The following is a 25854-nucleotide window of genomic DNA, read 5'->3' as shown; positions in this document are numbered from 1 at the left end:
GATAATTTTTTGTGTCAAACACTTTTTTAAATTATTTCGTCTTACCGATTTGACCTACTGATTGACTGGCTAGTGGGGCTTGAACCCTTACTGGCTGTGCCGTGTCAGTGAGGCGGCATTATAGGGATAACGAAGATGAGTGCAAGCGGTTTTTAATAAAAACTGATAAAAACAGGTTGTTTGATTAAATATACGTCGAAAGCGCACAAAAGAAGGTTTTTAGCCTTCTCTTAGTTATGATTGAATAGCAATGTTTATATAAAAGCATATGCATCAGCGAACATTCGATCACTTTTGGCTTGTTTATACTGAGTAAACTGTTCTCTTGCCGAGCCTGCCATTTCAAAACGACCTGCGATATAGATATCGTAGTCTTCTAGAGACTCAAAGTCTTCATTAATTGCCTGAAGTACATTACCAACTTTACCGTTCCACACTTCATCTGCGTTTTCAACAACAGGCACAAAATGTATGTTATCAAATTGCTGTGCAATATCCTTTAGTTCATCTTGCGCATACAACTGGCAGCTATCTTTGGCTCCCCAGTATAAATAGATAGGTGTTGTTTTATTTCGACTTATACATTGATCGAGGATTGAACGCACATAGCTAAAGCCTGTCCCTCCTGCAATCAAAAGCAGAGGTCGCTCACTTTCTTTGAGCCATGCCTCACCGTGTGGAGCATCGATACTTACCGTTCCATTGCCATTCAAAACCGCTTTCATCATTTCTACAACTTCAAATGCATAAGCATTGTGCTCTGCTGCACCAATATGCAATTCCAACTCACCATTATGGCGGCAAGGACTACTTGCAATTGAAAATGGACGTTTATCTTTTTCACCCATTTCAACCATCAAATACTGTCCAGCTTTGAAGGCCAAAGCTGTTTCGGGGTTAAGGATTATTTTATACGTATTACAAGCTAATGGTTCAATAGACTGCACTTTACATTGAATGGACATGTTCTTCCTCTTACTTACTCAGCGAAAGTAAGTACTAAATTACTTTTTGCAAAAGCTAGGCAAGGGAATATCCAACCTTGTTGTTGCTCACTATCCGTCAACATTGGTTCAAGGTTGTATTCCACTTCACCTTCTAATTTTTTGCACATACACATAGCGCATGCGCCTATATGACAGCGGTTCGGAAAGCTGATGTTATTATTAAGTGCAGCTTCCAATACTGTTTGTCTGTCTTGAACATCGAAACTATCGCCTTTAGGCAGCAAGATCACGCTGTAGGTCATAAAATACCTAACTCATCCCACAATGAATCAATTTTACCGACAAGTTGCGCATCTTTTTTAATTGGTGTTCCCCACTCCCTTTGAACCTCATCACCTAATTTATTAGTTGCATCTAAAGCCAATTTAGAACATCGGCCTGATTGTGCTTTGAGCTGGATAGTATCGCGCGCAGGATCCATGCGAGTGGTGATAGCCCAGATTACATCATTCCAGTCACTGGCATTAACATCTTCATCACACAGCACAATAAATTTTGCATCAGTGAACCGCTCTAAGAATGACCAAACACCTTGTAATACTGCTATAGATTGTCCTGCGCTTTGCTTCTTCATCGTGATAGTTACAAAGCGATTATCTTGAGGTGCTAACGGCAGGTAGACATCAATAATTTCTGGATGCAGTGTTTTTAACTGTTCTATATGCTCAGAGCAAATACTTGCTGTTTCCAATTCCAATACTTCGGCGGAACTTAACGATTCTACATCCCATTTTATGGTTGCATCGAAGCCCATCTTTGAGCCTAAACCAACAACCGGAGAAGCAAAGTCTAATGAATCAATCGGAGTGTGTTCAATGAACAATGTATCTCGAACTGGCTCCATATGCTCTGTCATCGCTTGTGTTACTGAGCTCCAATCTCGGGCATTCACCGATTCATCACAAACAATAACATATTTGGTATACATAAATTGACGTAGGAATGACCATACTCCCATCATGACCCGTTTCGCATGGCCAGGATATTGTTTCTTCATTGTCACCACAGCCATTCGATACGAACAACCTTCGGGTGGTAAATAGAAGTCAACAATTTCAGGGAATTGCTTTTGGAGTATTGGTACGAAAACCTCATTTAGTGCCACTCCTAACACAGCAGGTTCATCCGGCGGACGCCCCGTGTAAGTACTGTGATAGATTGGATTTTTACGCATCGTAATATGAGTGATGGTAAATACATGATGTTTTTCTACTTCATTATAGTAACCAGTGTGATCACCATAAGGTCCTTCATCAGCAAATTCGTTTGGATCGATGTAGCCTTCCAGCACAATTTCAGCACTGGCAGGCACGTCTAGATCATTGCTAATTGATTTAACGACTTCGGTTTTGCTACCACGGAGCAAGCCTGCAAAAGCGTACTCAGAAAGTGTATCGGGAACGGGGGTTACCGCGCCTAGAATGGTTGCAGGATCTGCACCAAAGGCCACAGAAACTGGGAAATTTTCCCCAGGGTGAGTTTCCATCCAATCTCTTAGATCCAGAGCACCACCTCGGTGAGCAAGCCAGCGCATGATAATTTTATTTTTACCTAGCTTCTGCTGACGATAAATCCCGAGATTTTGTCTCTTCTTATTCGGCCCTTTGGTCACCGTTAAACCCCAAGTAAGGAGCGGTGCAACATCGTCAGCCCAACAACTCATCACTGGAATTTTATCTAGATCAACTTGCTCACCCTGCCAGATCACTTCTTGGCAAAATGCTTTACGCAAACGTTTAGTCGGCATATTAAGCACCTGTTTAAAAACTGGTAGCTTATCAATCGCATCCTTAAAACCTTTCGGTGGCTCCGGCTCTTTGAGATAAGCCAACAATTTACCTACTTCTCGTAGTTCTTGAACCTCTTGACGCCCCATACCAATAGCCACACGCTCTGGCGTACCGAATAGGTTGGTCAGTACGGGAAAATCGTAACCGATAGGATTTTCAAACAACAAAGCAGGACCAGCTGCACGTAAAATACGATCGCTGATCTCCGTCATTTCATAATGAGGGTCGATGGGGTGAGTTATACGCTTCAATTGACCGATTTTTTCTAGGTGGTCAATGAACTCACGTAAATCCTTAAAACTCATAGGCCTACTGCATGGCTGGTTAAACTGCATGCAGTATACCAAAAACAAACGTGAGACGATCCCCAATTTTAATGAGGTTATTGCGAGAGCACCTGCAAAATATTATGACTTTTTACTCGATGATTACTAGATACTAATTCTTTCAGCCAATTTGACTGCCCTTGTTCAACTAATGCACTAGCTACAAGAGTTACATCATCATTGGTCGACATTTTTGCGATCAAAAACTCACGAACTAACGGTGGCATCGGCTCTATTCGGACTAACTCATCAATCGCTTGTATTTTTAAGCTTGGGTTTTCACTGGCTAGTATTATCTGATTGATGGCAAACTCGTTACCAACACTAGCTAGACGAACCAATTCTTGTTCAAGATGGAAGTCAGCCCGCATTAGCCAGAGCAACTTATATATGTCTGGATTTTCGCTCACTTGAGCTAAACGCACCATCACTTGAGAAGATGGCAACCAACTTGTCACCGATTCAGAGGTCAATTGAGCGGCAAGATACAAAAGCGCTTCCGTTGATAAACGGTCTAATTCACGGATCAATAACGCTTCTCGTATACGCACCTGATTGGCACTACCAGATAGCCAGGTTTTTAATATCAAATCTTTCTGCTCTACCTTGATCAAAAAATCGAGAATGGTTTGCTCTTGCTGCTGCTTTTTAATTAGGCGGTTTGCTATAGAGGGAGAATTAAAAGCAGGCGTTGAAAATTCATACCCCTCTTCTTTTTCCACTACTTGATAAGTCGGTACTATTGCTTGTTGAGATTCGACAAAGATAAGCATTTTCGGCGTTAAAGTGAGATTCAACTGCTCTATTTTCTGCAACAAAAGAAAACGCACAGCTTCTTGCTGCGGTAATGCTAATCGCTGTAACGCAAAATTCAGAGAATCAACTTCATCAAGCATCGCATACTGCAGTAATTCCGCGGTTTTATTGCGAATTGATTCTTCTTGTAGCCATTGTTGGGCATTAGCTGACGGCATTTCAATTGCCAACGCTGTGGGCGTCGCCTGCAACAAAACAGCCGAAAGGAGAAGTGACGACAACATTCCTTGTTGCATGTTAACCTCCTTGTAACATTTCATCCATTGTGAAAGGTTACTGAGGATAATGCAAATAAAAACGCCACCTAAGTAGGTGGCGTTCGCAAAGTATAACTTAGCTGTCGTTATTGACGACGCATTGCATCAAAAAACTCATCGTTAGTTTTCGTCATTGCAAGCTTATCAATAAGGAATTCCATCGCATCCGACTCACCCATAGGATGAACGATCTTACGTAGAATCCACATTTTTTGCAGTTCATCGGTCTTAGTTAACAACTCTTCACGACGAGTACCACTGCGGTTGAAATCAATCGCTGGGAAGACACGTTTTTCTGCAATCTTACGGTTAAGGTGCAGTTCCATGTTACCTGTACCTTTGAACTCTTCGTAGATAACTTCATCCATTTTAGAGCCTGTATCCACAAGCGCAGTCGCGATAATGGTTAAACTACCACCCTCTTCGACATTACGAGCGGCACCGAAGAAACGTTTAGGACGATGCAATGCGTTAGCGTCGACACCACCAGTCAGTACCTTACCAGATGAAGGAACAACGGTGTTGTAAGCACGAGCTAAGCGAGTAATTGAGTCAAGCAAGATAACAACGTCTTTCTTATGCTCAACCAGACGCTTCGCTTTTTCAATTACCATTTCAGCAACTTGAACGTGGCGGGAAGCAGGTTCATCAAACGTCGATGCAATCACTTCACCTTTTACCAAACGTTGCATTTCAGTAACTTCTTCAGGGCGTTCATCAATAAGCAGTACCATCAACTCACACTCAGGGTGGTTGTTAGCAATACTTTGTGCGATGTTCTGTAGCAACATGGTTTTACCCGCTTTTGGCGGAGCAACAATCAAACCACGCTGGCCTTTACCGATAGGTGAAGCTAGATCAAGAACACGTGCGGTAATATCTTCTGTCGAACCATTACCACGCTCCATGATCATACGCTCGTTAGCGTGAAGAGGTGTTAAGTTCTCGAATAAGATTTTGTTACGTGCGTTATCAGGCTTATCACGGTTAACCGTGTTAACTTTCAGCAAAGCAAAGTAACGCTCACCTTCTTTGGGTGGACGAATTTTACCCGCTACTGAGTCACCAGTGCGTAAGTTGAAACGACGAATTTGGCTTGGTGATACGTAGATATCGTCAGGGCCAGCTAGGTATGAGCTGTCGGCACTGCGAAGAAAACCAAAACCGTCTTGAAGAATTTCCAAGACCCCGTCGCCAAATATGTCTTCACCACTTTTTGCGTGCGCTTTTAGGATGGAGAAGATAATGTCTTGTTTTCTTAGACGCGCTAGGTTTTCGAGGCCTAGGCTCTCACCAAGTTTCACAAGATCAGACACTGGTCTGTTCTTCAATTCTGTTAGATTCATTGTGGTGGATACTTGTTTAGTCAAAATAGGATCTATTTTCTAGTTAAGATGGATTTTGGTCTCAGGATCGACCAAGAAGTGAACACTTGTCTAATTAACGTGCGATAAACTAGCACTAAATACTAGCCTAGTCTAGAGTTTGTTTAATTTCAAAAAACAAAGCCGTACATCAAAAATGTACGGCCTTATGATACCAGTTATAGGTTAGCGTCCAAAAACTCTTTTAACTGAGTTTTTGATAGCGCGCCTACTTTCGTTGCTGCAACACTACCATTTTTAAACAGCAATAGCGTTGGGATGCCACGAATACCAAACTTAGGTGGAGTACCTGCGTTGTGGTCGATATTTAATTTACCGATAGTCAGTTTGCCTTCGTACTCTTCTGCAATTTCATCCAGAATTGGGGCAATCATCTTACAAGGACCACACCATTCTGCCCAAAAATCAACAAGAACTGGGCCTGCAGCTTTGATTACATCGTTCTCAAAACCTTCATCCGTAAGCTGCAAAATCTTATCGCTCATCTTCCACTCCAATGTGTTTTTCTGAACTGGTTGTAAGCTAACCAGTAAATAGATGCTCTATTGGAATGTATTTACTTTCGTATTGCAAGCTTAAGCTGATATTCTATAGCAATGAAAAAGACGCATATCACAGAGCAAAAGTTCGCCGATTTGGGATTAAACCCTCAAGTTGTTGAAGGATTGGAGAAAAAAGGGTTCGATTATTGTACCCCGATCCAAGCCTTGGCGTTGCCGGTACTGCTCACCGGCCAAGACATTGCAGGCCAGGCCCAAACAGGGACTGGTAAAACGCTTGCGTTTCTTACTGCTACTTTTAACCATTTGCTTACCACCCCTGAACATGAGGGACGTAAACCGACTCAGCCTCGTGCCATTATCATGGCTCCTACGCGTGAGTTAGCAATCCAGATTTACAATGATGCAGAACCGCTAATTGCTAGCACTGGTATTAAAGCCGCGTTAGCTTATGGTGGTGAAAGCTATGATAAACAGCTAACTAAGTTACAAGGTGGTGTGGATGTATTGATCGGTACCACTGGCCGTATCATTGATTTCTACAAGCAGCACGTATTTAACTTAAACAACATTCAAGCTGTTGTACTTGATGAAGCCGATCGCATGTTCGACCTTGGTTTTATTAAAGATATTCGTTTCTTGTTCCGCCGTATGCCAGAACCAAAAGATCGTTTGAACATGCTGTTTTCAGCAACCTTGTCATATCGTGTGCAAGAGTTAGCTTTTGAACACATGAACAACCCTGAGCACGTGGTAGTAGAACCTGAGCAAAAAACGGGTCATCGTATTCAAGAAGAGCTTTTCTACCCTTCTAATGAACACAAGATGGCCTTATTACAGACCATTATCGAAGAAGATTGGCCAGAGCGCGCCATTATTTTTGCTAATACCAAATACCGTTGTGATTCAATCTGGGGACACTTAGCTGCAGATGGTCACCGTGTAGGTTTGCTAACGGGTGATGTTCCACAGAAAAAACGTGAAAAAATCCTTGAGCAATTCACAACTGGTGAAGTTGATATACTTGTCGCGACAGATGTCGCCGCTCGTGGTTTGCATATTCCACAAGTAACTCACGTATTTAACTATGATTTACCCGACGATTGCGAAGATTACGTTCACCGCATTGGCCGTACCGGTCGTGCAGGAGCAAGTGGTCATTCCATCAGTTTTGCATGTGAAGAATATGCCATTAACTTAACGGCGATTGAAGAATACACCGGACACGCGATTCCTGTATCCGACTACGATGCTTCAGCTCTCATTGAAGACCTTCCAGCACCAATACGTATGCGTAGTCGTAACCCGCAACAACGTCGTACCAATAATAACGGTCCTCGTTCTGGCAATAATCGCAAGCCGCAAAACCGTCGACCACGTCAACCGCATCAGAATAAGAGTTCTTAGTTCATTTATGAGTAAAGCCGCCTCCTCTCCACTCTATGCTGCCATCGACCTTGGGTCGAACAGTTTTCATATGCTCATTGTGCGTCATATCAATGGTAGTGTGCAGACCATGGCCAAAATAAAGCGTAAGGTTCGCTTAGCTGCTGGGTTAAACGATAACAACCAACTCAGCCATGAAGCCATGCAAAGAGGATGGGACTGCTTAAGCTTATTTGCGGAACGACTACAAGACATACCCGCCAGCAATATTCGTATTGTTGGTACTGCCACACTGCGCACTGCGACTAACGTTGATTTGTTCTTAGCCAAAGCCAATAGCATATTGGGCCATCAAATTAACGTTATCTCTGGTGAAGAAGAAGCTGCCACTATCTACAAAGGGGTAGCTCATACTTCTGGTGGCTTAGGACGTCGCTTAGTGGTCGATATTGGTGGTGCCAGTACCGAACTCATTATTGGTGAAGGTTTTGAAGCCAAAGCCCTAACCAGTCTAAAAATGGGTTGTGTAACTTGGCTTGAACGTCATTTTAAAGATCGACAGCTCAACGTCACCAATTTCAATCAAGCGATTGAAGCTGCCAAGCAAACTCTAGAACCAATTCTTGAGCAATACTCTCAGTTGGGATGGAATGTTTGTGTCGGTGCCAGCGGCACAGTACAAGCACTACAAGAAATTATGTTAGCGCAAGGTATGGATGAGGTAATCACTCATGCCAAGCTCAAACGCTTACAAAAACAAGCAATGTTGGCCGACCATTTAGAAGAGCTAGAGATCGAAGGCTTAACCCTAGAGAGAGCGTTAGTTTTCCCAAGTGGTCTTTCCATTTTGATTGCTATCTTTGAGTTACTCAACATTGAGTCGATGACTTTAGCTGGAGGCGCACTACGCGAAGGCTTAGTTTATGAGATGGTCGACGAATTACGCCAAAACGATATTCGAGCTCGTACGATTAACAGTGTGCAAGCTCGATATCAAATTGATACTGAATACGCCCAGCAAGTTTCTAAACTGACATTATCACTACTGCAACAGTGTGGTGGTGAAGATTGGGTTGCGGAACCACAAGCTGCAATGCTGCTATCAACGGCAGCACAATTACATGAAATCGGCTTAGCAATAGATTTCAAAAAAGGGGGCGAACACAGCGCCTACCTACTACAAAACCTCGATTTACCCGGTTATACGCGGGCACAAAAACACTTTTTAGCTGAAGTAGTACGCCGTTATCGTGAACAGCTTTATTCATTGCCAGAACAACACGCGCTTTCTGCAAACAGTGGTAAACGAGTTTTACGCCTGCTACGCCTCGCGGTATTACTTAGCCATCGCCGAAATAGTCAGTTAGAGCCGACCTTCACGCTTCATGCGCAAGACGATCAGCTCACACTCACTTTGCAAGCAAGTTGGTTAAAAGCCAATCCTCTTACTGCAGCAGAATTAGAAATAGAGGCTAACCGTCAAACCGATATTGGTTGGCCGCTAGCTATCGAAAATAGCTAAAACAATATCAATAAAAAGCCCGAGCACTCACCATACTCGGGCTTTTTATATTTGGAACTATTTATAGAGAAACTTATTGCGCTTTCATACCAACTGCACGAAAACCAGGGTTCACTGCCGTCAGCTTCTTAATTAAATAATTCAGTAACACACCGTACATAGGTACAAATAAACCTAAACTAATCACCAGTTTAAAACCGTAATCAACCAACGCGATTTCAGTCCAATGCTCGGCCATAAATGGATCTGGGCTTTGGTAAAATGCAATAGCAAAAAAGGCGATGGTATCGAGAGCATTGCCAAATAGCGTCGAACAGGTCGGTGCCACCCACCACTGCTTCATTTGGCGTAAGCGGTTAAAGACATGAACATCCATAATTTGTCCAAGCAAGTAAGCCATAAAGCTCGCAATCGCAATCCGCGCGACAAACAGGTTAAATTCCTGTAGGTGAGCCACTCCTTGATATTGACCTTCAAAGAACACCACCGACAAAAAGTACGACACTGCCAATGCCGGTAACATCACTAAGAAGATAATCTTACGAGCTAATGGCGCACCAAAAATACGCACGGTTAAGTCTGTCGCTAGAAAAATAAACGGAAATGTAAATGCGCCCCAAGTGGTATGGAAACCAAACACCGTAAAGGGTAATTGAACAAGGTAGTTGCTTGAAGCAATAATGATCAAATGAAACAGCACCAATAGTGCCAAAGCTTTGCGCTGCTGCGCAGGGGTAAAGTTATTCATACTGTACCTTTTTAGTTTGTTTTGGGGGCGAGGGAACCCAAATTGAAGAAAAATCTTCTGCGAATAAATGGTATGACTGAGCATGAAAACTCAGCGGGCGGCGATTATACATTAATCAATTTACGCTGCAAGTAACTCAAAAAAAGCAAACGTTTAAGCCAATAAACTTTCTTTACGCTATTTTTAGAGTCACTGGTATTTTCCTTTATCGCTTGGGATCAAGCTTTCTCTTGTGAAGATCTGAAAGATCATGCTACTCTTCGCCTCCATTTTTTCTGGCCTAATTTTCCATCAAACTTGATGTGACTGTCGTGGTCAGTGCTATCTTTTATAATGTTGATAGACGTATTATCAACGTTCAATCCAAACCTTAAAGTGGAACAGAACTGATGGGCAAAGGTACTCTTTATATCGTCTCTGCACCGAGTGGCGCAGGCAAATCTAGCTTGATCTCTGCAATGTTGGAAACCAACCCAGCTTATGCAATGAAAGTGTCTGTTTCCCATACTACTCGCGACATGCGTCCTGGCGAACAAGATGGCGTACACTACCACTTTGTTCAAAAAGAGCAGTTTGAAACACTCATTGCCCAGGGTGAATTTTTAGAGCATGCGGAAGTGTTTGGTAACTACTACGGTACTTCTCGTGTTTGGATTGAAAATAACTTAGATAAAGGAATTGATGTGTTCTTGGACATTGACTGGCAAGGTGCCCGTCAAATTCGAGAGCAGATGCCACTTGCAAAAAGCGTATTCATTTTGCCGCCATCAAACGGTGAATTAGAGCGTCGCCTTAACACTCGTGGTCAAGACAGCGAAGCGGTTATTGCAAAACGCATGGCTGAAGCAAAATCTGAAATTTCTCATTATGATGAATACGATTATTTGATCATTAACGATGATTTCGACACTGCCCTGATTGATTTTAAAGCCATCATTCGAGCAGAAAGATTGAAGCAAGACAAGCAAGCTGCTAAATATAACGGCATGCTTAAAGCACTATTGGCTGAATAACCTCAGCCACAAACTGATATAGAGCAGTCTAATTGCTAGAATCTAGTATCGTTAGGCTGTATACTTTCTCGTCATTCAAAAATTTAGTTAACTATTTGGAGTTCTCATGGCACGCGTAACTGTTCAAGACGCTGTTGAAAAAGTTGGCAACCGTTTCGACCTAGTTCTGATTGCGGCTCGCCGCGCACGTCAAATGCAAACTGGCGGTAAAGATTCACTTGTGCCAGAAGAGAACGATAAGACGACAGTTATCGCTCTTCGCGAAATTGAAGAAGGTCTTATCACGAAAGATGTACTTGATGCACGTGAGCGTCAAGAGCAACAAGAGCAAGAAGCAGCAGAATTAGCCGCAGTAAGCAGCATCGCTCACAACCGTTAATTCTGACATTCAAATTCAACAACCTTCCGGGCCTATAATTTGTACCTATTTGATAGCCTTAAAGACGTTGTACAAGAATATCTAACAGAGCCTCAAGTTGAGGCTCTGCGTCAATCTTATGTTGTCGCACGTGAGGCTCATGAAGGGCAGACACGTTCTAGCGGCGAGCCTTATATCATTCACCCTGTTGCTGTTTCTCGTATCTTGGCCGAAATGCGTCTGGATTTAGAAACGCTTCAAGCGGCATTGCTACATGATGTCATTGAAGATTGCGACGTCACCAAAGACGATCTCGAAAATCAATTTGGCCATGCCGTTGCAGAACTGGTGGATGGCGTTTCCAAGCTCGACAAACTTAAATTCCGTGACCGCAAAGAAGCACAAGCAGAGAACTTTCGTAAGATGGTGCTCGCCATGGTGCAAGATATTCGCGTTATTCTTATCAAACTTGCTGACCGCACACATAACATGCGCACGCTGGGCGCTCTGCGACCTGATAAAAAACGTCGTATTGCCCGCGAAACGCTAGAGATTTACGCCCCACTTGCTCATCGTTTGGGCATCCATAATATTAAGACTGAACTCGAAGAGCTTGGCTTTGAAGCACTGTATCCCAATCGCTATCGTGTTCTAAAAGAAGTGGTAAAGTCAGCGCGTGGTAATCGAAAAGAGATGATCCAGCGTATCCATAGTGAAATTGAAGGCCGTCTGCAAGACGTTAACCTGCAAGTTCGCGTGGTTGGCCGTGAAAAAAACCTGTTCTCTATCTACAACAAGATGAAAACCAAAGAGCAGCGCTTTCACACCATCATGGATATCTACGCATTTCGTGTCATCGTTGATAGCGCCGATACATGCTATCGCGTGTTAGGACAAGTACACAGCCTTTACAAGCCTCGTCCAGGTCGTATGAAGGATTATATTGCCGTACCAAAAGCGAATGGCTATCAATCACTTCATACCTCAATGGTTGGCCCTCACGGTGTGCCTGTTGAAGTCCAAATCCGAACGGAAGATATGGATCAAATGGCGGACAAAGGGGTTGCGGCGCATTGGTCTTATAAAGGCAATGGTGACCGTACTGGTACCACTGCGCAAATCAAAGCGCAGCGTTGGATGCAAAGCCTACTTGAGCTTCAACAAAGTGCTGGTAACTCATTTGAATTTATTGAAAACGTAAAATCTGATCTCTTCCCTGATGAGATTTATGTCTTTACTCCAAAAGGTCGCATTGTTGAGCTACCTGTCGGTGCAACCGCCGTTGATTTTGCTTACGCAGTTCATACCGACGTTGGCAATACTTGTGTTGGTACACGTGTAGATCGCAACCCATACCCACTGAGCAAAGCCCTAAAGAATGGCCAAACGATAGAAATCATCAGTGCACCTGGTGCTCGTCCTAACGCCGCTTGGCTCAACTACGTAGTAACCTCTCGTGCTCGTACGAAGATCCGTCAAGTACTCAAAACGATGCGTCGCGAAGAGTCAATCACTCTCGGCCGCCGCTTACTAAACCACGCGTTGGGCGATCTCTCACTGAGTGATATCAATGAGAGCAATATCAAACACGTATTAAGCGAACTGAAAATTGCCTCCGTCGATGATCTCCTTGCTGCCATTGGTTTGGGCGAACTAATGAGCATTGTAATTGCGCGCCGCTTATTGGGCGATGCTGATGAACTAACCGAAGTGCAAAGCAGTGATGGAAAGCCGAGGAAAAAACTACCAATCCGTGGCGCTGAAGGAATTTTGCTGACCTTTGCGAACTGCTGTCACCCTATTCCAGATGATCACATCATTGCTCATGTCTCTCCGGGACGTGGTTTAGTCGTGCACCGTGAAACTTGTCCGAATGTCCGTGGCTACCAACGAGAACCGGACAAATACATGGCAGTGGAATGGTCAAAAGATTACGACCAAGAGTTCATTACCGAGCTTAAAGTGGATATGCAAAACCACCAAGGTGCTTTAGCGGCATTGACCAATGTGATCTCAAAAACGGGATCAAACATTCATGGTCTATCAACAGAAGAGCGTGATGGTCGTTTGTATACGGTAACGGTACTACTGACCACAAAAGATCGCATTCACTTGGCTGGCATTATGAAGAAAATTCGCGTGATGCCTCATGCACTCAAAGTGCGACGTAGAAAGAACTAAAGATCAAAACGTGCCCTTGATGCTGATGCTCAAGGGCATTTTTATTTCCATACAAGCTAAATTTTTTATGAATATCGAACGATACCAACGAATCCAACAAGTATTAAAAGCTCGTCAACCAGACCTCACCCTATGCCTAGAGGAAGTTCACAAACCCAACAATGTGTCAGCGGTTATCCGCACCGCGGATGCAACTGGCTTACATAAAATTCATGCCGTGTGGCCAGACAAAAAAATGCGTACTCTAGCCCATACTTCAGCGGGGGCAAGAAACTGGGTCGAGGTCGATACCCATGACACCATCGGCGATACGGTAAGTGAATTAAAAAACCAAGGCATGCAGGTATTAGTGACGCATTTATCAGATAGCGCTGTGGATTTTAGAGAGATTGATTACACCAAACCGACCGCCATCATTTTAGGCGGCGAAAAAAATGGGATCACTCAACAAGCGTTAGATCTCGCAGACCAAGACATCATCATTCCCATGGTAGGTATGGTGCAATCTCTCAATGTTTCTGTCGCCAGTGCTTTGATTCTGTATGAAGCACAGCGTCAACGCCAAGCGGCAGGCATGTATGACCGAGAAAAGAGTCTCCTACCGGAGCAAACCATTCAACGCATTATTTTTGAACGTGGTCATCCAGTCTTAGCCAAAGTGGCCAAGCGTAAGGGGTTACCCTACCCCGAATTAGACCATGTAGGACAAATTGTGGCGGATGAAGCTTGGTGGCAGGCGATGCAAAGCAAGTAACCTCAACTCACCTTATTTTATCCTGTACAAAAAAACAGTTAGATGATTGAATAACAACAAAATGAACTGTTAACGAGCCACTTTATGTCACAGCTACTTTCTGCAATTCCTTTAACCTCACTCTCTGGAGTGGGGGCAAAAGTGGCTGAGAAGCTCAGTAAAATTGGCTTGAATAACGTTCAAGATCTGCTGTTTCATCTTCCTTTACGCTACGAAGACCGAACTCGTATCTACCCAATAGCCAAACTTCACCCTGGGCTTTGGGCTGCTGTACAGGGTAAAGTGATGACCGTTGATACGGTATTTGGTAAACGTAAAATGCTGACGGTTAAAATCAGCGATGGCAATGGTACGATCACGCTGCGTTTTTTTAATTTCACAGCAGGAATGAAAAATAACTTTTCTGAAGGTAAGTTAGTACACGCTTACGGCGAAATAAAGCGCGGTGGTTTTGGATTAGAAATTGTCCACCCTGATTACAAATTCCATGTCCCACAGCAGCAACCAGATATTGAAGCCAGCTTAACACCGGTTTACCCAACCACCGATGGTCTGCGCCAACTGACACTGCGCACCCTAACAGATCAAGCTCTCGATTTACTCGATAAAGCCGCAGTACAAGAGTTACTGCCTTCCGGTTTATACGATCACCAATTAACGCTAGCCCAAGCGCTGCACATCGTCCATCGCCCACCAACTGACATCAATCTCGAACTGTTTGATGAAGGTAAACACCCGGCACAAATTCGCTTAATCATCGAAGAATTACTTGCGCAGAATCTTTCGATGTTGGCGGTTCGTAGCCAAGGGCAACAAGATATTGCACTGCCACTGACAGAATCTGCAAACCTCAAACAGCAACTACTTAAACAACTGCCTTTTTCGCCAACCAATGCTCAGACACGTGTGGTGCAAGAGATCGAAGCTGACCTTGCCAAACCACACCCGATGATGCGCTTGGTTCAAGGTGATGTTGGTTCCGGTAAAACATTGGTGGCAGCGTTGGCCGCTCTACGCACGATAGAACATGGATATCAGGTTGCGTTAATGGCCCCTACCGAATTACTGGCCGAGCAGCATGCGATCAATTTTGCCAACTGGTTTGAAAATATGGGCATTTCTGTTGGCTGGCTGGCGGGTAAACTAAAAGGAAAAGCCAAAGAAACTGAACTTGCGCGTATTGCTAGCGGCGAGGCAAAAATGGTAGTAGGTACTCACGCACTGTTCCAAGAACATGTGCAATTCCACCATTTGGCTCTGGTGATCATTGATGAACAACATCGCTTTGGTGTCCACCAGCGTTTGGAACTACGAGAAAAAGGAGCCAAACAAGGGGCTTATCCGCATCAGCTAATCATGACGGCCACACCGATTCCACGCACACTGGCCATGACCGCCTATGCTGACTTAGAAACCTCAGTGATTGATGAACTGCCACCGGGGCGAACCCCCATTCAAACGGTCGCCATTCCTGATACCAAACGTGATGACATCGTCGAACGAGTGCGTAACGCCTGCCTCAATGAAGGAAAACAAGCCTATTGGGTTTGTACCTTAATTGATGAATCAGAAGTATTAGAAGCACAAGCTGCGGCAGATACCGCTGAAGAACTGCAACGAACATTGCCCGATGTCAAAATTGGCTTAGTGCATGGCAGAATGAAGCCAGCTGAAAAACAGGCGGTGATGAAAGCGTTCAAAGACAACGAGCTACACTTACTGGTCGCCACCACCGTTATTGAAGTAGGTGTTGATGTACCCAATTCGAGTTTAATGATCATTGAGAACCCAGAACGCTTAGGTTTAGCTCAACTACATCAATTGCGTGGACGCGTTGGACGCGGTTCCGTCGCCAGCCATTGTGTATTGCTTTACCACGCTCCACTCTCTAAAACGGCACAAAAAAGACTCGCGGTATTGCGCGAAAGCAATGATGGTTTTGTGATTGCCCAGCGTGATTTAGAAATCCGTGGCCCGGGTGAATTACTCGGCACCAAGCAAACTGGTTTGGCTGATTTTAAGATTGCCGATTTAATCCGTGATCAGCGCTTAATACCTGAAGTACAGCGTATCGCACGTTATTTACACGACCACTATCCAAGTAACGCCACCGCGATTATTGAACGCTGGCTCGGTGATAAAGACGTTTACGCTAAAGCTTAGTACGTGACTCCTTTGCATATTAATTTGGCCCTCCACCAAAAGCAAACGTTTGCTTTTCACAATAAAGCCTCTATAATTTCGCCAATTTTTTTGGTGAGCGACTCACCACTCCCAGTCCGAGCGGATTCTGACTAACAGCAATCACAGATGACGTATCTGCTCCACTTAGCGCTCCCATTCAGCGGGCTCTAAGCTACTATGCACAATTAGGAAAACACTATGACTACCCAAAACGCTTCGCGTAAGTCTGACTTGGTTTATCAACTCAATGATCGACCGCCACTGCCACAAACGATTTTTGCGGCCCTACAACACTTACTGGCCATGTTTGTTGCCGTTATTACGCCATCATTAATCATCTGCCAAGCTCTCGGTGTGTCGCCAGAACAAACCAACACCATTATTAGCATGTCATTGTTCGCGTCTGGTTTATCCTCTTTCATTCAAATTCGTACCATTGGCCCAATTGGCTCAGGGTTATTGTCAATTCAAGGGACCAGCTTTAATTTTCTTGGTCCGATTATTGGCGCTGGCTTATCACTAAAAGCGGGCGGCGCGGATATATCAACCATGATGGCCGCAATCTTCGGCACCATTTTGGTCGCCTCTTTTGCTGAAATTTTACTATCTCGCGTTTTAGAATACGCACGCCGAGTCATTACGCCCTTGGTCTCTGGCATTGTAGTCACACTGATTGGCCTGACGTTAGTACAAGTTGGTTTGGTCTCAATGGGGGGCGGTTACGCCGCTTTAAGCGACGGAACCTTTGGCAGCCTAGATAAACTGGCGCTAGCTGGAACCGTATTGGGGCTGATTGTGCTACTGAACCGCTCAAGCAACCCTTACATTCGTGTTGCCTCGATCGTGATTGCGATGCTCACCGGTTATGTGATGGCGTACTTCATGGGCATGATAGACACCTCCTCATTAGGTGAAACAGCAACCATTGCACTACCAATACCAATGCAGTTTGGTCTCGGTTTTGATTGGTCGCTATTTATTCCATTAGTACTAATTTTCTTGATCACCGCTCTCGAAGCAATTGGTGATATCACCGCTACATCAGAGGTGTCAGGAGAGCCTGTAAAAGGACCGATCTACATGAAGCGGATTAAAGGCGGCGTCTTAGCCGATGGTCTAAACTCTGCACTGGCAGCGGTATTTAATAGTTTCCCCAATTCAACCTTTAGCCAAAACAACGGCGTGATCATGCTAACTGGCGTAGCAAGCCGCTACGTGGGTTATTTTATCTCAGCAATGTTAGTGCTACTTGGTTTATTCCCAGGTGTTGCCAGCTTTGTGCAGTTGATTCCTGAACCAGTATTAGGCGGTGCGACCATTGTTATGTTTGGCACAATCGCAGCCGCTGGAGTGCGTATTATTTCGCGTGTTGAACTCGACCGCCGCGCCATTTTGATCATGGCACTGTCATTTTCGATGGGCTTAGGTATTGCTCAAAAACCTGAAATCTTACAATTCATGCCTGAATTCATTAAGAGTATTTTCTCATCTGGCGTAGCCGCTGGCGGTATTACCGCTATTTTGCTTAATCTAATTTTGCCAGAAAGATTGCCAGAAGAAGATGGCCTCTTAGAAGAGATGAAATCGAATTAACCAGCCAATACAACAATGGGCTCAGATGAGCCCATTTTTATTACTATCGATTTATCGATCGAATATCACGATAGGATATTGAACGATGTTGCGTTAACTTCATTTAGTTGGGAAGCTGATCTGCGCTTTCAAACCACCTTCACTGCGATTACGAACCGTCACGCTACCATGGTGCTGTCCGACAATACGTTTGACGATCGCAAGCCCCAATCCGGTCCCTTCGCTGCCTCGTGCAGTATCTCCACGCGTAAAAGGTTCAAATACTTTACTCACTTGGCTAGGCTCAATACCGGGACCATTATCTTCAACACATATCCACGCCATTTTATTATCGGCAGTGGTGCCCGTGCTGACTTTTACCCATCCATTTCCATAACGAATCGCATTCACCACCAAGTTACTCACCGCACGCTTAATTGCAATGGGGTTACCGAAAGCGGTCTGCATCGATGAATGCAAAGAGACATCAATCTTTATCTCATATCCCCCTTCAGCAGTTGCGACATCGTTGGCTATCTCATTGAGATCAACCTTCTCAAATGTCTGGATATTGACCGGTTTTAGATAATCCATAAATTGACTGATGATCTCATTGCACTCCTCGGTATCACTGATGATCCCTTCCGCTAGATAGCTGTCTTGAGGTGACATCATCTCCGTCGCAAGACGAATACGCGTCAATGGCGTGCGTAGATCATGGCTTATGCCTGCCATCAGTAATGCTCTATCTTCCTCTAAGGCTTGTATCCCTTGTGACATTTGGTTAAACGCCACTGTGACGGAACGAATTTCCGATGTCCCTTTTACTGGTAATGGCGGTGGATGGTCACCTCGCCCCACCGCCTTAGCCGCTTTTTCTAGTGCAATTAAAGGACGATTTTGTAAACGGATAAACAACCACCCGCCGACAACAATAAAAATCGCCATCAGCAAACTGTTGCGAAATAACGGTGAAAAATCTTCCTTTTGCAACTCAGACAGCGGGATTCGAATCAATGATCCAGGGAACGACTCCACTTTTATCCATAAAATGTAACTCTCTTTGCCGAGCATCATACGTACATCAGTGGGAGAGCCGAGCTCATGAGTCATCTCCTCACTCATCAAATCAATACTAAGCGCCTGTTCATACTCTTGTGCAATTTCACTGCCTTCAGCATGAATGGTTACCCCTAACTGCTCTAACACACGGCGGCGCTGTGGAGCATCCATATCCAGCCCATCAGTATCGCTGGCTGCATCATCGAGCATGAGGTTAATTTCATGCCCGAGAATTTTATTGAACTGCTGCAAACTTGGCATCAAAGCATAATTGAACACCGCATAGTAAGAGTACATTTGGCTAGCAATGAGTAATGAAAAGAAAAGTAGAATCGATTGAGTGAACGAGCTGCGAATACGCATACGAAGACCTTGCTGTGAAAAAAGCTCCTGATGGTAACCATTCAGGAGCTCGTTAAATCTTAAGACTCTTTACCATCTGGGACAAAGACGTAACCAAGTCCCCAAACGGTTTGAATATATCGAGGTTTGCTTGGATCAACTTCAAGCATGCGACGTAAACGGGAAATCTGCACGTCGATAGAACGCTCCATTGCGGAATATTCACGACCGCGCGCCATGTTCATCAGTTTGTCACGAGACATTGGCTCACGCGCATTGGTCACTAAAGTTTTCAATACCGCAAACTCACCGGATGTGAGTGGCATTGGTTCATCACCACGAAACATTTCACGCGTGCCTAAATTTAGGCGGAATTCACCAAATTCAATCACCGACTCTTCAGCGCTCGGAGCTCCCGGTGCTTCAATCACTTGACGACGCAATACCGCTTTAATTCGAGCCAATAGCTCACGTGGATTGAACGGTTTTGGTAAATAATCATCGGCTCCAACTTCTAACCCGACAATGCGATCCACTTCGTCGCCTTTCGCAGTAAGCATTAAAATTGGCAGCATATTGTTGGCATTACGCAAACGGCGACAAATGGATAGCCCATCTTCACCAGGTAACATTAAGTCCAATACCATCAAATGGAAGTTTTCACGAGTTAACAGGCGGTCCATCTGCTCACTGTTTGCCACACTACGAACAAGAAAACCTTGTTCCGATAGGTAACGTTCAAGCAATGAACGCAAGCGTGCATCGTCATCAACCACTAAAATTTTATAGTTTTCTTGCATCTATGATCCCACCTAATTCTTAACTCGAGCCAATATCCAACCGAGTTAGTAAAATGTAACACCGTTCTGACTAAAGTCGCTGAAAGAATTGTTAACGTTTATGTCTTTTTTAGCTAATGTAGCGGACAGTTTCAACCAAGGAACGTCAGGACTATGAAGACAAACCTAATTACGCGTGAAGGCTTTAACCGTCTCAAACAAGAATTGGACTTTTTGTGGCGTGAAGAACGCCCCGAAGTGACCAAAAAAGTGACGTGGGCTGCAAGTCTTGGTGATCGCAGTGAAAATGCGGATCATCCCTTAGTAGCTGAATTAATATACTAATTACTTCAAGTTACTTATTAACATGTATAATTTATTAGTATATGTACTAAAAGATGCATACTAACTTTTGAGTGCTCCCCCATTTCATAGAAGTTTTCTAGTTACCATTATTGACGATTGAAGCTTATAGATATACGCTGCGCCTAATAGTAATTGTGAGATAACTAATGATTGGTATTGATTTGTTTGCTGGCGCTGGTGGAATGTCGTTAGGTGCGAGCAAGGCTGGGATAGATGTTCAAGTTGTAGTGGAATTAGATAAGCATGCTGCCCAAACTTATCTTTTAAACCATAAGCCGAAAGCTGGCTTCTATAATGGAGATATTAAAAACTTTGACAAAATAGAGCTGGTCGACGCCAAAGATGAGCCTATCGTTGTATTTGGCGGTCCCCCTTGTCAAGGTTTTTCTACATCAAATCAAAAAACTCGAAATGTAAATAATAGCAACAACTGGCTCTTTGAAGAATTCCTTCGAGTTATAAGGCTTTATGACCCAGAGTGGGTGGTGTTTGAAAATGTAAAAGGAATTCTGGAAACAGAACAAGGTAAGTTTGCCAAGACAGTAATTGCGTCCTTACAAGCTCTTGGTTACAAGTGTGAAGAAAATATCCTCAATGCTAGAGATTATGGTGTACCTCAAAAAAGAGATAGGTATTTCATTGTTGCTTCTAGAATCGTCCACAACTTCTCTTTTCCTTCGAAAACAACCAATTCCCCGGTTACTGTAGCTGATGCTATTTTGGATCTACCTAAATTGGAGAATGGTGCAAATGTTTGTACAAGACCATACCAAAGTGATCCTGTTTCTTCGTTTAGCAAACTTATGAGGAGAGGAGTTAGTGGAAATCTCTGTACGAATAATCTTGTAACTCGAAACTCGTCGTTAATAGTTGAACGCTACAAGCACATACCCCAAGGCGGAAATTGGGAAAACATTCCAGACCATTTAATGGGTAACTACAAAGATAAGTCTCGATGCCACACTGGAATATACAAACGCTTGAACAGCAACATGCCCTCTGTTGTAATAGGCAACTATAGAAAGAATATGTTAATACACCCTGACCAAGACAGAGGTTTGTCTGTACGTGAAGCTGCTAGAATTCAATCGTTTCCCGATACCTTTCAATTCACTGGCTCGATTGGGTTTCAACAGCAACAAGTAGGTAACGCAGTTCCTCCACTACTTTCTGAGTCAATTTTCAAACAAATTATGAGTAACAATGGCTAATAACTTACAATTCTTAGAATCTCTTCTGCAAAAAGTTGCTGAAAAACGTACAGGTTTTCCTGATCCAAAAAAAAACTACTTTGATGCTTATCAAGAGATAGTCGGAGACTTGAGACGTAATGTTTACGACGCTATTAATGCAGGCCTTTCGGCAAATTCGGGAGAGCAAGGGCTATATACTGATCACGGTAAGGAGCACTTTGACACTGTAGTGCTATATGCTGGACAGATGCTAAACCTTCACCATGATGGTGAACTAGAGCAAATTGCCGATAAGGTTACTAAGAATCAATGGGTTTTAACTCCATATGAGCTATACCTTCTCCTTCTGGGAATTAGACTACATGATGTTGGTAATATTTATGGCCGGGAAAACCACGAGAAGAACATTCTAAAAGTAATCAAAGAGTATGGCGTCCCCCATCTATCAAAGGATCGAATCGAAGCAAAAAAAGTAGCGATTATTGGTGGTGCTCATGGCGGAAAACGCCACTGCGGAAGTAAGGACACTATTGGTCTGATGCAAGAAACAGGGGGAGATGGACATCTAGGAGCGGTTGACTTTAAAAAGATTGCTGCAATTGTTAGGTTTGCCGATGAAGTATGTGAAAACCGCTTTAGAGCGCCTTCTGGCGGAGATGCTGCGATTCCTGAACATAATCTGATATTCCACAAGTTTGCTCGTTCCATAACATCAAGTGTTGTCCAAAATCAAACATTGCGTATTCATTTTACTCTTGACGTGGAAGACTTGGTGAAAACCTACAAATTATCTGCTGAAAACCCTAACATAGTAAAAACGCTACCAGACTTCTTTCTTGAAAGGATTCAAAAAACAGAAATAGAACGAAGGTATTGTTCAAGGTTTTTACCTGACGGTGCTAACGTTAGAGAAGTATCTGTTGATGTCGAAATTGTTAAATTCGATGAATATGATGATATGGAGTCACTAGAGCGCAGACAGTTCACTTTAAAAGAGAGGGACTACCCAGGAAGTAGTGAAGATATTCTTTCAATTGAAGTGAAAGAGTTTATGACAATGGATAACATTAAACAGTTGTCCCAAGTATAAGGACTAGAAATTGCTTAGTTTTGTCAATCCGTTCTCAGTTGAAACACCAGAACAAATGAGTGCTGAAGATATTAATAGTTTATTTGTTCCACAAGCTGAATCATTGTCTTTAGAAAGCAAGGGGCATGTCTTCCTACATGGCCACAGAGGGTGTGGTAAGACTATGATGTTTCGACGTCTTGCGCCTGATTGCCAGACGCTACATCATAATCTTCCTGTAAATCAGCTTCCTTTTTTTGGCGTTTACACATCGATTAAGAAAACTGCTATAGATATTGTAGATTTTAGCTTACTCAAAAACAGTACTTCGAAAATAATTATTGCTGAGCATGTAATGGTTTGTTACTTCCTGTCGAGATTATTTGCCGAAATCAGAAAGCATTGTGTGATCGATTCACAGGATGAAGTTGAAGATTACATTCGGAAAGAATTTTATTACATACTAGAAGATGCAGGTCTGGAAGATACTATTGATTTATCAAATATTGATGGCCGTTTCTCAAATAATAAACTTGATTTTCTTGTGCATTTTTTTGACAAAAATTATAACCAGTGCATTCGTTTCCTGAATCGTAGCCTTCTCCACGGTTTAGAACAAAATCAAGTACATTTTGAAAGTCCATTATTTAGTTTTTATGAAGCTTTTCTTCCTATCGTAGAAAGTGTTCAGAAATTATCATTCATGCCAGAAGCTCCTGTGTTTTTTCTAATTGATGATGCAGACAACCTGAATATTGAACAAACTAAGATTTTAAATACTTGGGTTTCCTACCGTACAACGGATTTCTTATCGTTTAAGATCTCCACTCAAATGAACTACAAGACATATGATACTCAATCAGGGCGAAGAATTGAAACACCTCATGATTACAAAGAATTAACCTACTCTAAAGTTCAAACTGGTTCAAAAAAAGAGCGCTATTCCGACTGGGTTTATGAAGTTACTAAAAAAAGAATTGAGCTCTTTTCAACGTTAAATCCAAATATAAAAATAGATCCAAGGGAGTTCTTTGCGAAAGATACTATACAAGAAAGTGCCATAGATGAAATAGCAAAGAAGTACAGGACGGGCAATATTAAGGGAGGTAGTTCTCGATTATCGGATAATGCTTATCGATATGCTAGACCAGACTATATTAAATCTCTTGGTGGCATATCAAAAAATAGAAACAAATATAAGTATGCTGGTTTTGATCAACTTGTACATGTATCTTCTGGTGTTATTCGTTATTTTTTAGATGCTGCTTCAAAAATGTATTCTCAAGCTGCACTTGATGCCATTAATAATGAAGTTAACTTCATACCACCTACAATTCAAAATAAAGTTCTTAGAGATGAATCTGATATGTTGTTATTTCATCATGTAGATAAAATAGCAAATGATGATAACAACAACATTGAATTTATAAAGATCAAAAAACTAAGACATTTAATACATAGTATAGGTTCTATTTTTTATGCGGCATTAATTTCCGGACGTTCTGAAAGAAAGTTTTTTTCGTTTGTAATTTCTGATAGTGAAAACATTTCAGAGGAGCTCAATCAGGTTATTCATCTTGGAATTCAAGAAGGTCTACTCTTTGAATCCTATGTTGGAACTAAAGAAGGCTTTGGACGTACTAAGTTGTACGTAATGACTCGCAGACTAGCACCTTATTTTAATTTAGATCCGATGGGTTTCTCCGGATATAAATCATTGCAGAGTCATTTTTTACACCAAGCAATAAACGAGCCAAAATCATTCATTAATAGCCTTAAAAATCAAGGTATTGAATACATAGATAAGAGTAATGATAACTTACATGATGAAATGAACGAACCGGTTCAAGGCTCACTTTTATAAGGAATGAAATTGTGAAGAAAGATATAAATAACAGCACAGATTTATTTCCAAAAAATATCGAATTGTTCATTTGCTCTAATGGTTTTGAAGAGCGCTGGAAAAGAGTTCTGATTAAACTACAAGACAGCGATATAAAAGAAGTTATATTAATTGATAGATTTGGTAAGCTTACTGATGAACTTATTCGTTATGATGAAATTGACACTAGAAAGATGTATATGGTTGATATTTTATGTGAGGAACAAGTAGAACAGTGGAATGGTATTTACAATAATATCGTAAGCAAAATTCAAAGTCTTAAAACTTCGAAAGCTGTTATTGATATTACTTGCATCCCTCAACTTGCTCTTTACTCTATAATCTGTCAGATTCATATGTTGGGTCTTAACGAGAAAGTTATTTTTGCTTACACAGGTGCTTCCGAATATAACATTGATAGTATTTCTTCTTCAGATAGTAGTTATAATAGGATTTCAACAGCACTAGGTTATCCGGGGAAATCTAACCCCTCGTGTAATGAACAGCACTTAATTCTTTTGGTAGGGTTTGATTTTGAGCTTGCGAAAACTTTAATTAGAGATTTGGAGCCGACATCACTGTCCTTAGGAATTGGTACGTCGGCTTATCAGGGAAACTTTGAAGATATTAATGCAGAATATCTGGATCAGATAAAGAGTTTTGCCTCAAAACTGATTTCAGCGGATAAAATATCAACATTTGAGTTCTCCTGTTCAGATTATTTTGATGCAAAAAAATCCATATCTCAAGAAATTGAACTACACAGCGATAAGAATGTTACACTCTGTTCAATGAATACAAAAGTTTCTTCAATCGCTGCGGCCATGACATCGTTAGAGAATGAAACAGTAAAAATTTGTCACATTGAACCAATGTTTAGAAATATTTCTGATTATTCTAAATGTAGCGATACTGTTAGTATATTCAGTTTTTAAGCGCCCTACATCAATGGTTTTTGCAATTCCGATGTAGAATTAATTTGATACCTGATAATTAGTAATTTCTGACTAAATTGATTAATATTAATTAGGGGTTCGGGTATCTCTTTTTTCATTGAGTCGTTATTTCCTGTCGACTCGGAAGTGATATCAATAAATTGAACTTGGCGCAGTTACACAAAGAAGCCTACCGAGACCATTCTATAGCTGTGTCCTTTTTTGCTCATGGAGTAGTGACTACAGGTTGTGTACGATAGGCTCGAAAGCTGAAGAACTTATCGTTTATAGAAATACAGTGTATGCGCCCCATAATCCCACGGGGCGTTTTAATTTCAGTGTGAGACGTTCCAAGGCAGAAGAGAGTTAATATCAGGCTCTGGCTTTGCCAGTTCTTTCATACATTTGACCATGTAATCGTAGAGTA

General features: G+C 42.5%; 21 protein-coding genes and 1 pseudogene. 13 read left to right on the top strand and 9 right to left on the bottom strand.

Annotated features, from left to right (window positions below; genetic code table 11):
- Positions 1–254: 254 nt before the first annotated feature.
- The 6 genes from fre to trxA all read right to left on the bottom strand — a co-directional run bounded on the left by fre (position 255) and on the right by trxA (position 6066).
- Positions 255–965, bottom strand: coding sequence for an NAD(P)H-flavin reductase (gene fre / locus EYW48_RS18580; RefSeq protein ID WP_277432819.1), 711 nt, complete (start codon positions 963–965; stop codon positions 255–257).
- Positions 966–979: 14 nt separating this feature from the next.
- Positions 980–1249 carry a 2Fe-2S iron-sulfur cluster-binding protein gene (locus EYW48_RS18575; protein WP_171981281.1) on the bottom strand — a complete coding sequence of 90 codons (270 nt, stop codon included), beginning with the start codon at positions 1247–1249 and terminating at the stop codon, positions 980–982.
- Positions 1246–3102 (bottom strand): 4-hydroxy-3-polyprenylbenzoate decarboxylase, encoded by a 1857-nt coding sequence (ubiD, locus tag EYW48_RS18570; protein ID WP_261915901.1) that lies wholly within the window; start codon positions 3100–3102, stop codon positions 1246–1248. Before ubiD ends, EYW48_RS18575 begins: the two co-directional genes overlap by 4 nt.
- A gap of 77 nt (positions 3103–3179) precedes the next feature.
- On the bottom strand, positions 3180–4175 hold the full coding sequence (locus EYW48_RS18565; RefSeq protein WP_277432818.1) for a hypothetical protein: 996 nt from the start codon (positions 4173–4175) through the stop codon (positions 3180–3182).
- 107 nt (positions 4176–4282) lie between these two features.
- Positions 4283–5542: a transcription termination factor Rho gene (gene rho, locus EYW48_RS18560; protein ID WP_053312212.1), complete on the bottom strand. Its 1260-nt coding sequence runs from the start codon at positions 5540–5542 to the stop codon at positions 4283–4285.
- A 197-nt stretch (positions 5543–5739) separates the two neighbouring features.
- Positions 5740–6066 (bottom strand): thioredoxin TrxA, encoded by a 327-nt coding sequence (trxA, locus tag EYW48_RS18555; RefSeq protein ID WP_053312213.1) that lies wholly within the window; start codon positions 6064–6066, stop codon positions 5740–5742.
- A gap of 111 nt (positions 6067–6177) precedes the next feature.
- Between trxA and rhlB the strand changes: the two genes are divergently transcribed.
- Both rhlB and gppA read left to right on the top strand, forming a co-directional pair.
- The gene (gene rhlB, locus EYW48_RS18550) at positions 6178–7488 is read left to right on the top strand and encodes an ATP-dependent RNA helicase RhlB (protein ID WP_171981284.1); all 1311 of its coding nucleotides are present in this window, start codon (positions 6178–6180) and stop codon (positions 7486–7488) included.
- Positions 7489–7495: 7 nt separating this feature from the next.
- Positions 7496–8989 (top strand): guanosine-5'-triphosphate,3'-diphosphate diphosphatase, encoded by a 1494-nt coding sequence (gene gppA / locus EYW48_RS18545; RefSeq protein WP_171981285.1) that lies wholly within the window; start codon positions 7496–7498, stop codon positions 8987–8989.
- Positions 8990–9062: 73 nt separating this feature from the next.
- Here the strand turns inward: gppA and EYW48_RS18540 are convergent, their stop codons facing one another.
- On the bottom strand, positions 9063–9737 hold the full coding sequence (locus EYW48_RS18540) for a 7-cyano-7-deazaguanine/7-aminomethyl-7-deazaguanine transporter (RefSeq protein ID WP_168523646.1): 675 nt from the start codon (positions 9735–9737) through the stop codon (positions 9063–9065).
- A gap of 389 nt (positions 9738–10126) precedes the next feature.
- Here EYW48_RS18540 and gmk point away from each other — a divergent pair, with 389 nt between their 5' ends.
- From gmk to EYW48_RS18510, 6 genes are all read left to right on the top strand, one after another.
- On the top strand, positions 10127–10750 hold the full coding sequence (gene gmk, locus EYW48_RS18535; protein WP_277432817.1) for a guanylate kinase: 624 nt from the start codon (positions 10127–10129) through the stop codon (positions 10748–10750).
- 106 nt (positions 10751–10856) lie between these two features.
- Positions 10857–11129 (top strand): DNA-directed RNA polymerase subunit omega, encoded by a 273-nt coding sequence (gene rpoZ, locus EYW48_RS18530; RefSeq protein ID WP_053312218.1) that lies wholly within the window; start codon positions 10857–10859, stop codon positions 11127–11129.
- 39 nt (positions 11130–11168) lie between these two features.
- Positions 11169–13289, top strand: a complete 2121-nt coding sequence (spoT, locus tag EYW48_RS18525) for a bifunctional GTP diphosphokinase/guanosine-3',5'-bis pyrophosphate 3'-pyrophosphohydrolase (RefSeq protein WP_277432816.1) — start codon at positions 11169–11171, stop codon at positions 13287–13289.
- 67 nt (positions 13290–13356) lie between these two features.
- Positions 13357–14043: a tRNA (guanosine(18)-2'-O)-methyltransferase TrmH gene (trmH, locus tag EYW48_RS18520; RefSeq protein WP_274672425.1), complete on the top strand. Its 687-nt coding sequence runs from the start codon at positions 13357–13359 to the stop codon at positions 14041–14043.
- A gap of 84 nt (positions 14044–14127) precedes the next feature.
- Entirely contained in the window at positions 14128–16206 is a 2079-nt protein-coding gene (recG, locus tag EYW48_RS18515; protein ID WP_277432815.1) for an ATP-dependent DNA helicase RecG, read from the top strand.
- Positions 16207–16425: 219 nt separating this feature from the next.
- The gene (locus EYW48_RS18510) at positions 16426–17820 is read left to right on the top strand and encodes a uracil-xanthine permease family protein (protein WP_053312221.1); all 1395 of its coding nucleotides are present in this window, start codon (positions 16426–16428) and stop codon (positions 17818–17820) included.
- Between the two features lie 99 nt (positions 17821–17919).
- Here EYW48_RS18510 and envZ read toward each other — a convergent pair whose 3' ends face one another.
- Together envZ and ompR are read right to left on the bottom strand one after the other, a co-directional pair.
- Positions 17920–19224, bottom strand: a complete 1305-nt coding sequence (envZ, locus tag EYW48_RS18505) for a two-component system sensor histidine kinase EnvZ (RefSeq protein WP_053312222.1) — start codon at positions 19222–19224, stop codon at positions 17920–17922.
- A gap of 59 nt (positions 19225–19283) precedes the next feature.
- Complete coding sequence (gene ompR, locus EYW48_RS18500) at positions 19284–20003, bottom strand: two-component system response regulator OmpR (protein WP_053312223.1); 720 nt, start codon at positions 20001–20003, stop codon at positions 19284–19286.
- A gap of 153 nt (positions 20004–20156) precedes the next feature.
- Here ompR and EYW48_RS18495 point away from each other — a divergent pair.
- From EYW48_RS18495 to EYW48_RS18475, 5 genes and pseudogenes are all read left to right on the top strand, one after another.
- Positions 20157–20300 (top strand): annotated as a pseudogene (locus tag EYW48_RS18495) (transcription elongation factor GreB); the annotation flags it as partial.
- A gap of 194 nt (positions 20301–20494) precedes the next feature.
- Positions 20495–21559, top strand: coding sequence for a DNA cytosine methyltransferase (locus EYW48_RS18490; protein WP_277432814.1), 1065 nt, complete (start codon positions 20495–20497; stop codon positions 21557–21559).
- Positions 21552–22631 (top strand): hypothetical protein, encoded by a 1080-nt coding sequence (locus tag EYW48_RS18485; RefSeq protein WP_277432813.1) that lies wholly within the window; start codon positions 21552–21554, stop codon positions 22629–22631. Before EYW48_RS18490 ends, EYW48_RS18485 begins: the two co-directional genes overlap by 8 nt.
- Before the next feature lie 10 nt (positions 22632–22641).
- Positions 22642–24474, top strand: coding sequence for a hypothetical protein (locus tag EYW48_RS18480; RefSeq protein WP_277432812.1), 1833 nt, complete (start codon positions 22642–22644; stop codon positions 24472–24474).
- Positions 24475–24485: 11 nt separating this feature from the next.
- The gene (locus tag EYW48_RS18475; protein WP_277432811.1) at positions 24486–25427 is read left to right on the top strand and encodes a hypothetical protein; all 942 of its coding nucleotides are present in this window, start codon (positions 24486–24488) and stop codon (positions 25425–25427) included.
- The last annotated feature ends 427 nt before the right edge of the window (positions 25428–25854 follow it).

This window comes from Vibrio sp. 1180_3, from assembly GCF_029478545.1.
In the GTDB taxonomy this organism is placed as follows: domain Bacteria; phylum Pseudomonadota; class Gammaproteobacteria; order Enterobacterales; family Vibrionaceae; genus Vibrio; species Vibrio aestuarianus.
This window is presented reverse-complemented; position numbering and strand designations above follow the sequence as displayed.

What these genes read in the sequence shown, in the direction of transcription:
- EYW48_RS18510 (WP_053312221.1), top strand. Translation starts at nt 16,426, where the DNA reads ATGACTACCCAAAACGCTTCGCGTAAGTCTGACTTGGTTTATCAACTC.
- gmk (WP_277432817.1), top strand. Translation starts at nt 10,127, where the DNA reads ATGGGCAAAGGTACTCTTTATATCGTCTCTGCACCGAGTGGCGCAGGC.
- trxA (WP_053312213.1), bottom strand. Translation starts at nt 6,066, where the DNA reads ATGAGCGATAAGATTTTGCAGCTTACGGATGAAGGTTTTGAGAACGAT.
- rhlB (WP_171981284.1), top strand. Translation starts at nt 6,178, where the DNA reads ATGAAAAAGACGCATATCACAGAGCAAAAGTTCGCCGATTTGGGATTA.
- EYW48_RS18485 (WP_277432813.1), top strand. Translation starts at nt 21,552, where the DNA reads ATGGCTAATAACTTACAATTCTTAGAATCTCTTCTGCAAAAAGTTGCT.
- EYW48_RS18565 (WP_277432818.1), bottom strand. Translation starts at nt 4,175, where the DNA reads ATGCAACAAGGAATGTTGTCGTCACTTCTCCTTTCGGCTGTTTTGTTG.
- ubiD (WP_261915901.1), bottom strand. Translation starts at nt 3,102, where the DNA reads ATGAGTTTTAAGGATTTACGTGAGTTCATTGACCACCTAGAAAAAATC.
- rho (WP_053312212.1), bottom strand. Translation starts at nt 5,542, where the DNA reads ATGAATCTAACAGAATTGAAGAACAGACCAGTGTCTGATCTTGTGAAA.
- ompR (WP_053312223.1), bottom strand. Translation starts at nt 20,003, where the DNA reads ATGCAAGAAAACTATAAAATTTTAGTGGTTGATGACGATGCACGCTTG.
- envZ (WP_053312222.1), bottom strand. Translation starts at nt 19,224, where the DNA reads ATGCGTATTCGCAGCTCGTTCACTCAATCGATTCTACTTTTCTTTTCA.
- EYW48_RS18540 (WP_168523646.1), bottom strand. Translation starts at nt 9,737, where the DNA reads ATGAATAACTTTACCCCTGCGCAGCAGCGCAAAGCTTTGGCACTATTG.
- rpoZ (WP_053312218.1), top strand. Translation starts at nt 10,857, where the DNA reads ATGGCACGCGTAACTGTTCAAGACGCTGTTGAAAAAGTTGGCAACCGT.
- EYW48_RS18575 (WP_171981281.1), bottom strand. Translation starts at nt 1,249, where the DNA reads ATGACCTACAGCGTGATCTTGCTGCCTAAAGGCGATAGTTTCGATGTT.
- trmH (WP_274672425.1), top strand. Translation starts at nt 13,357, where the DNA reads ATGAATATCGAACGATACCAACGAATCCAACAAGTATTAAAAGCTCGT.
- EYW48_RS18490 (WP_277432814.1), top strand. Translation starts at nt 20,495, where the DNA reads ATGATTGGTATTGATTTGTTTGCTGGCGCTGGTGGAATGTCGTTAGGT.
- recG (WP_277432815.1), top strand. Translation starts at nt 14,128, where the DNA reads ATGTCACAGCTACTTTCTGCAATTCCTTTAACCTCACTCTCTGGAGTG.
- gppA (WP_171981285.1), top strand. Translation starts at nt 7,496, where the DNA reads ATGAGTAAAGCCGCCTCCTCTCCACTCTATGCTGCCATCGACCTTGGG.
- fre (WP_277432819.1), bottom strand. Translation starts at nt 965, where the DNA reads ATGTCCATTCAATGTAAAGTGCAGTCTATTGAACCATTAGCTTGTAAT.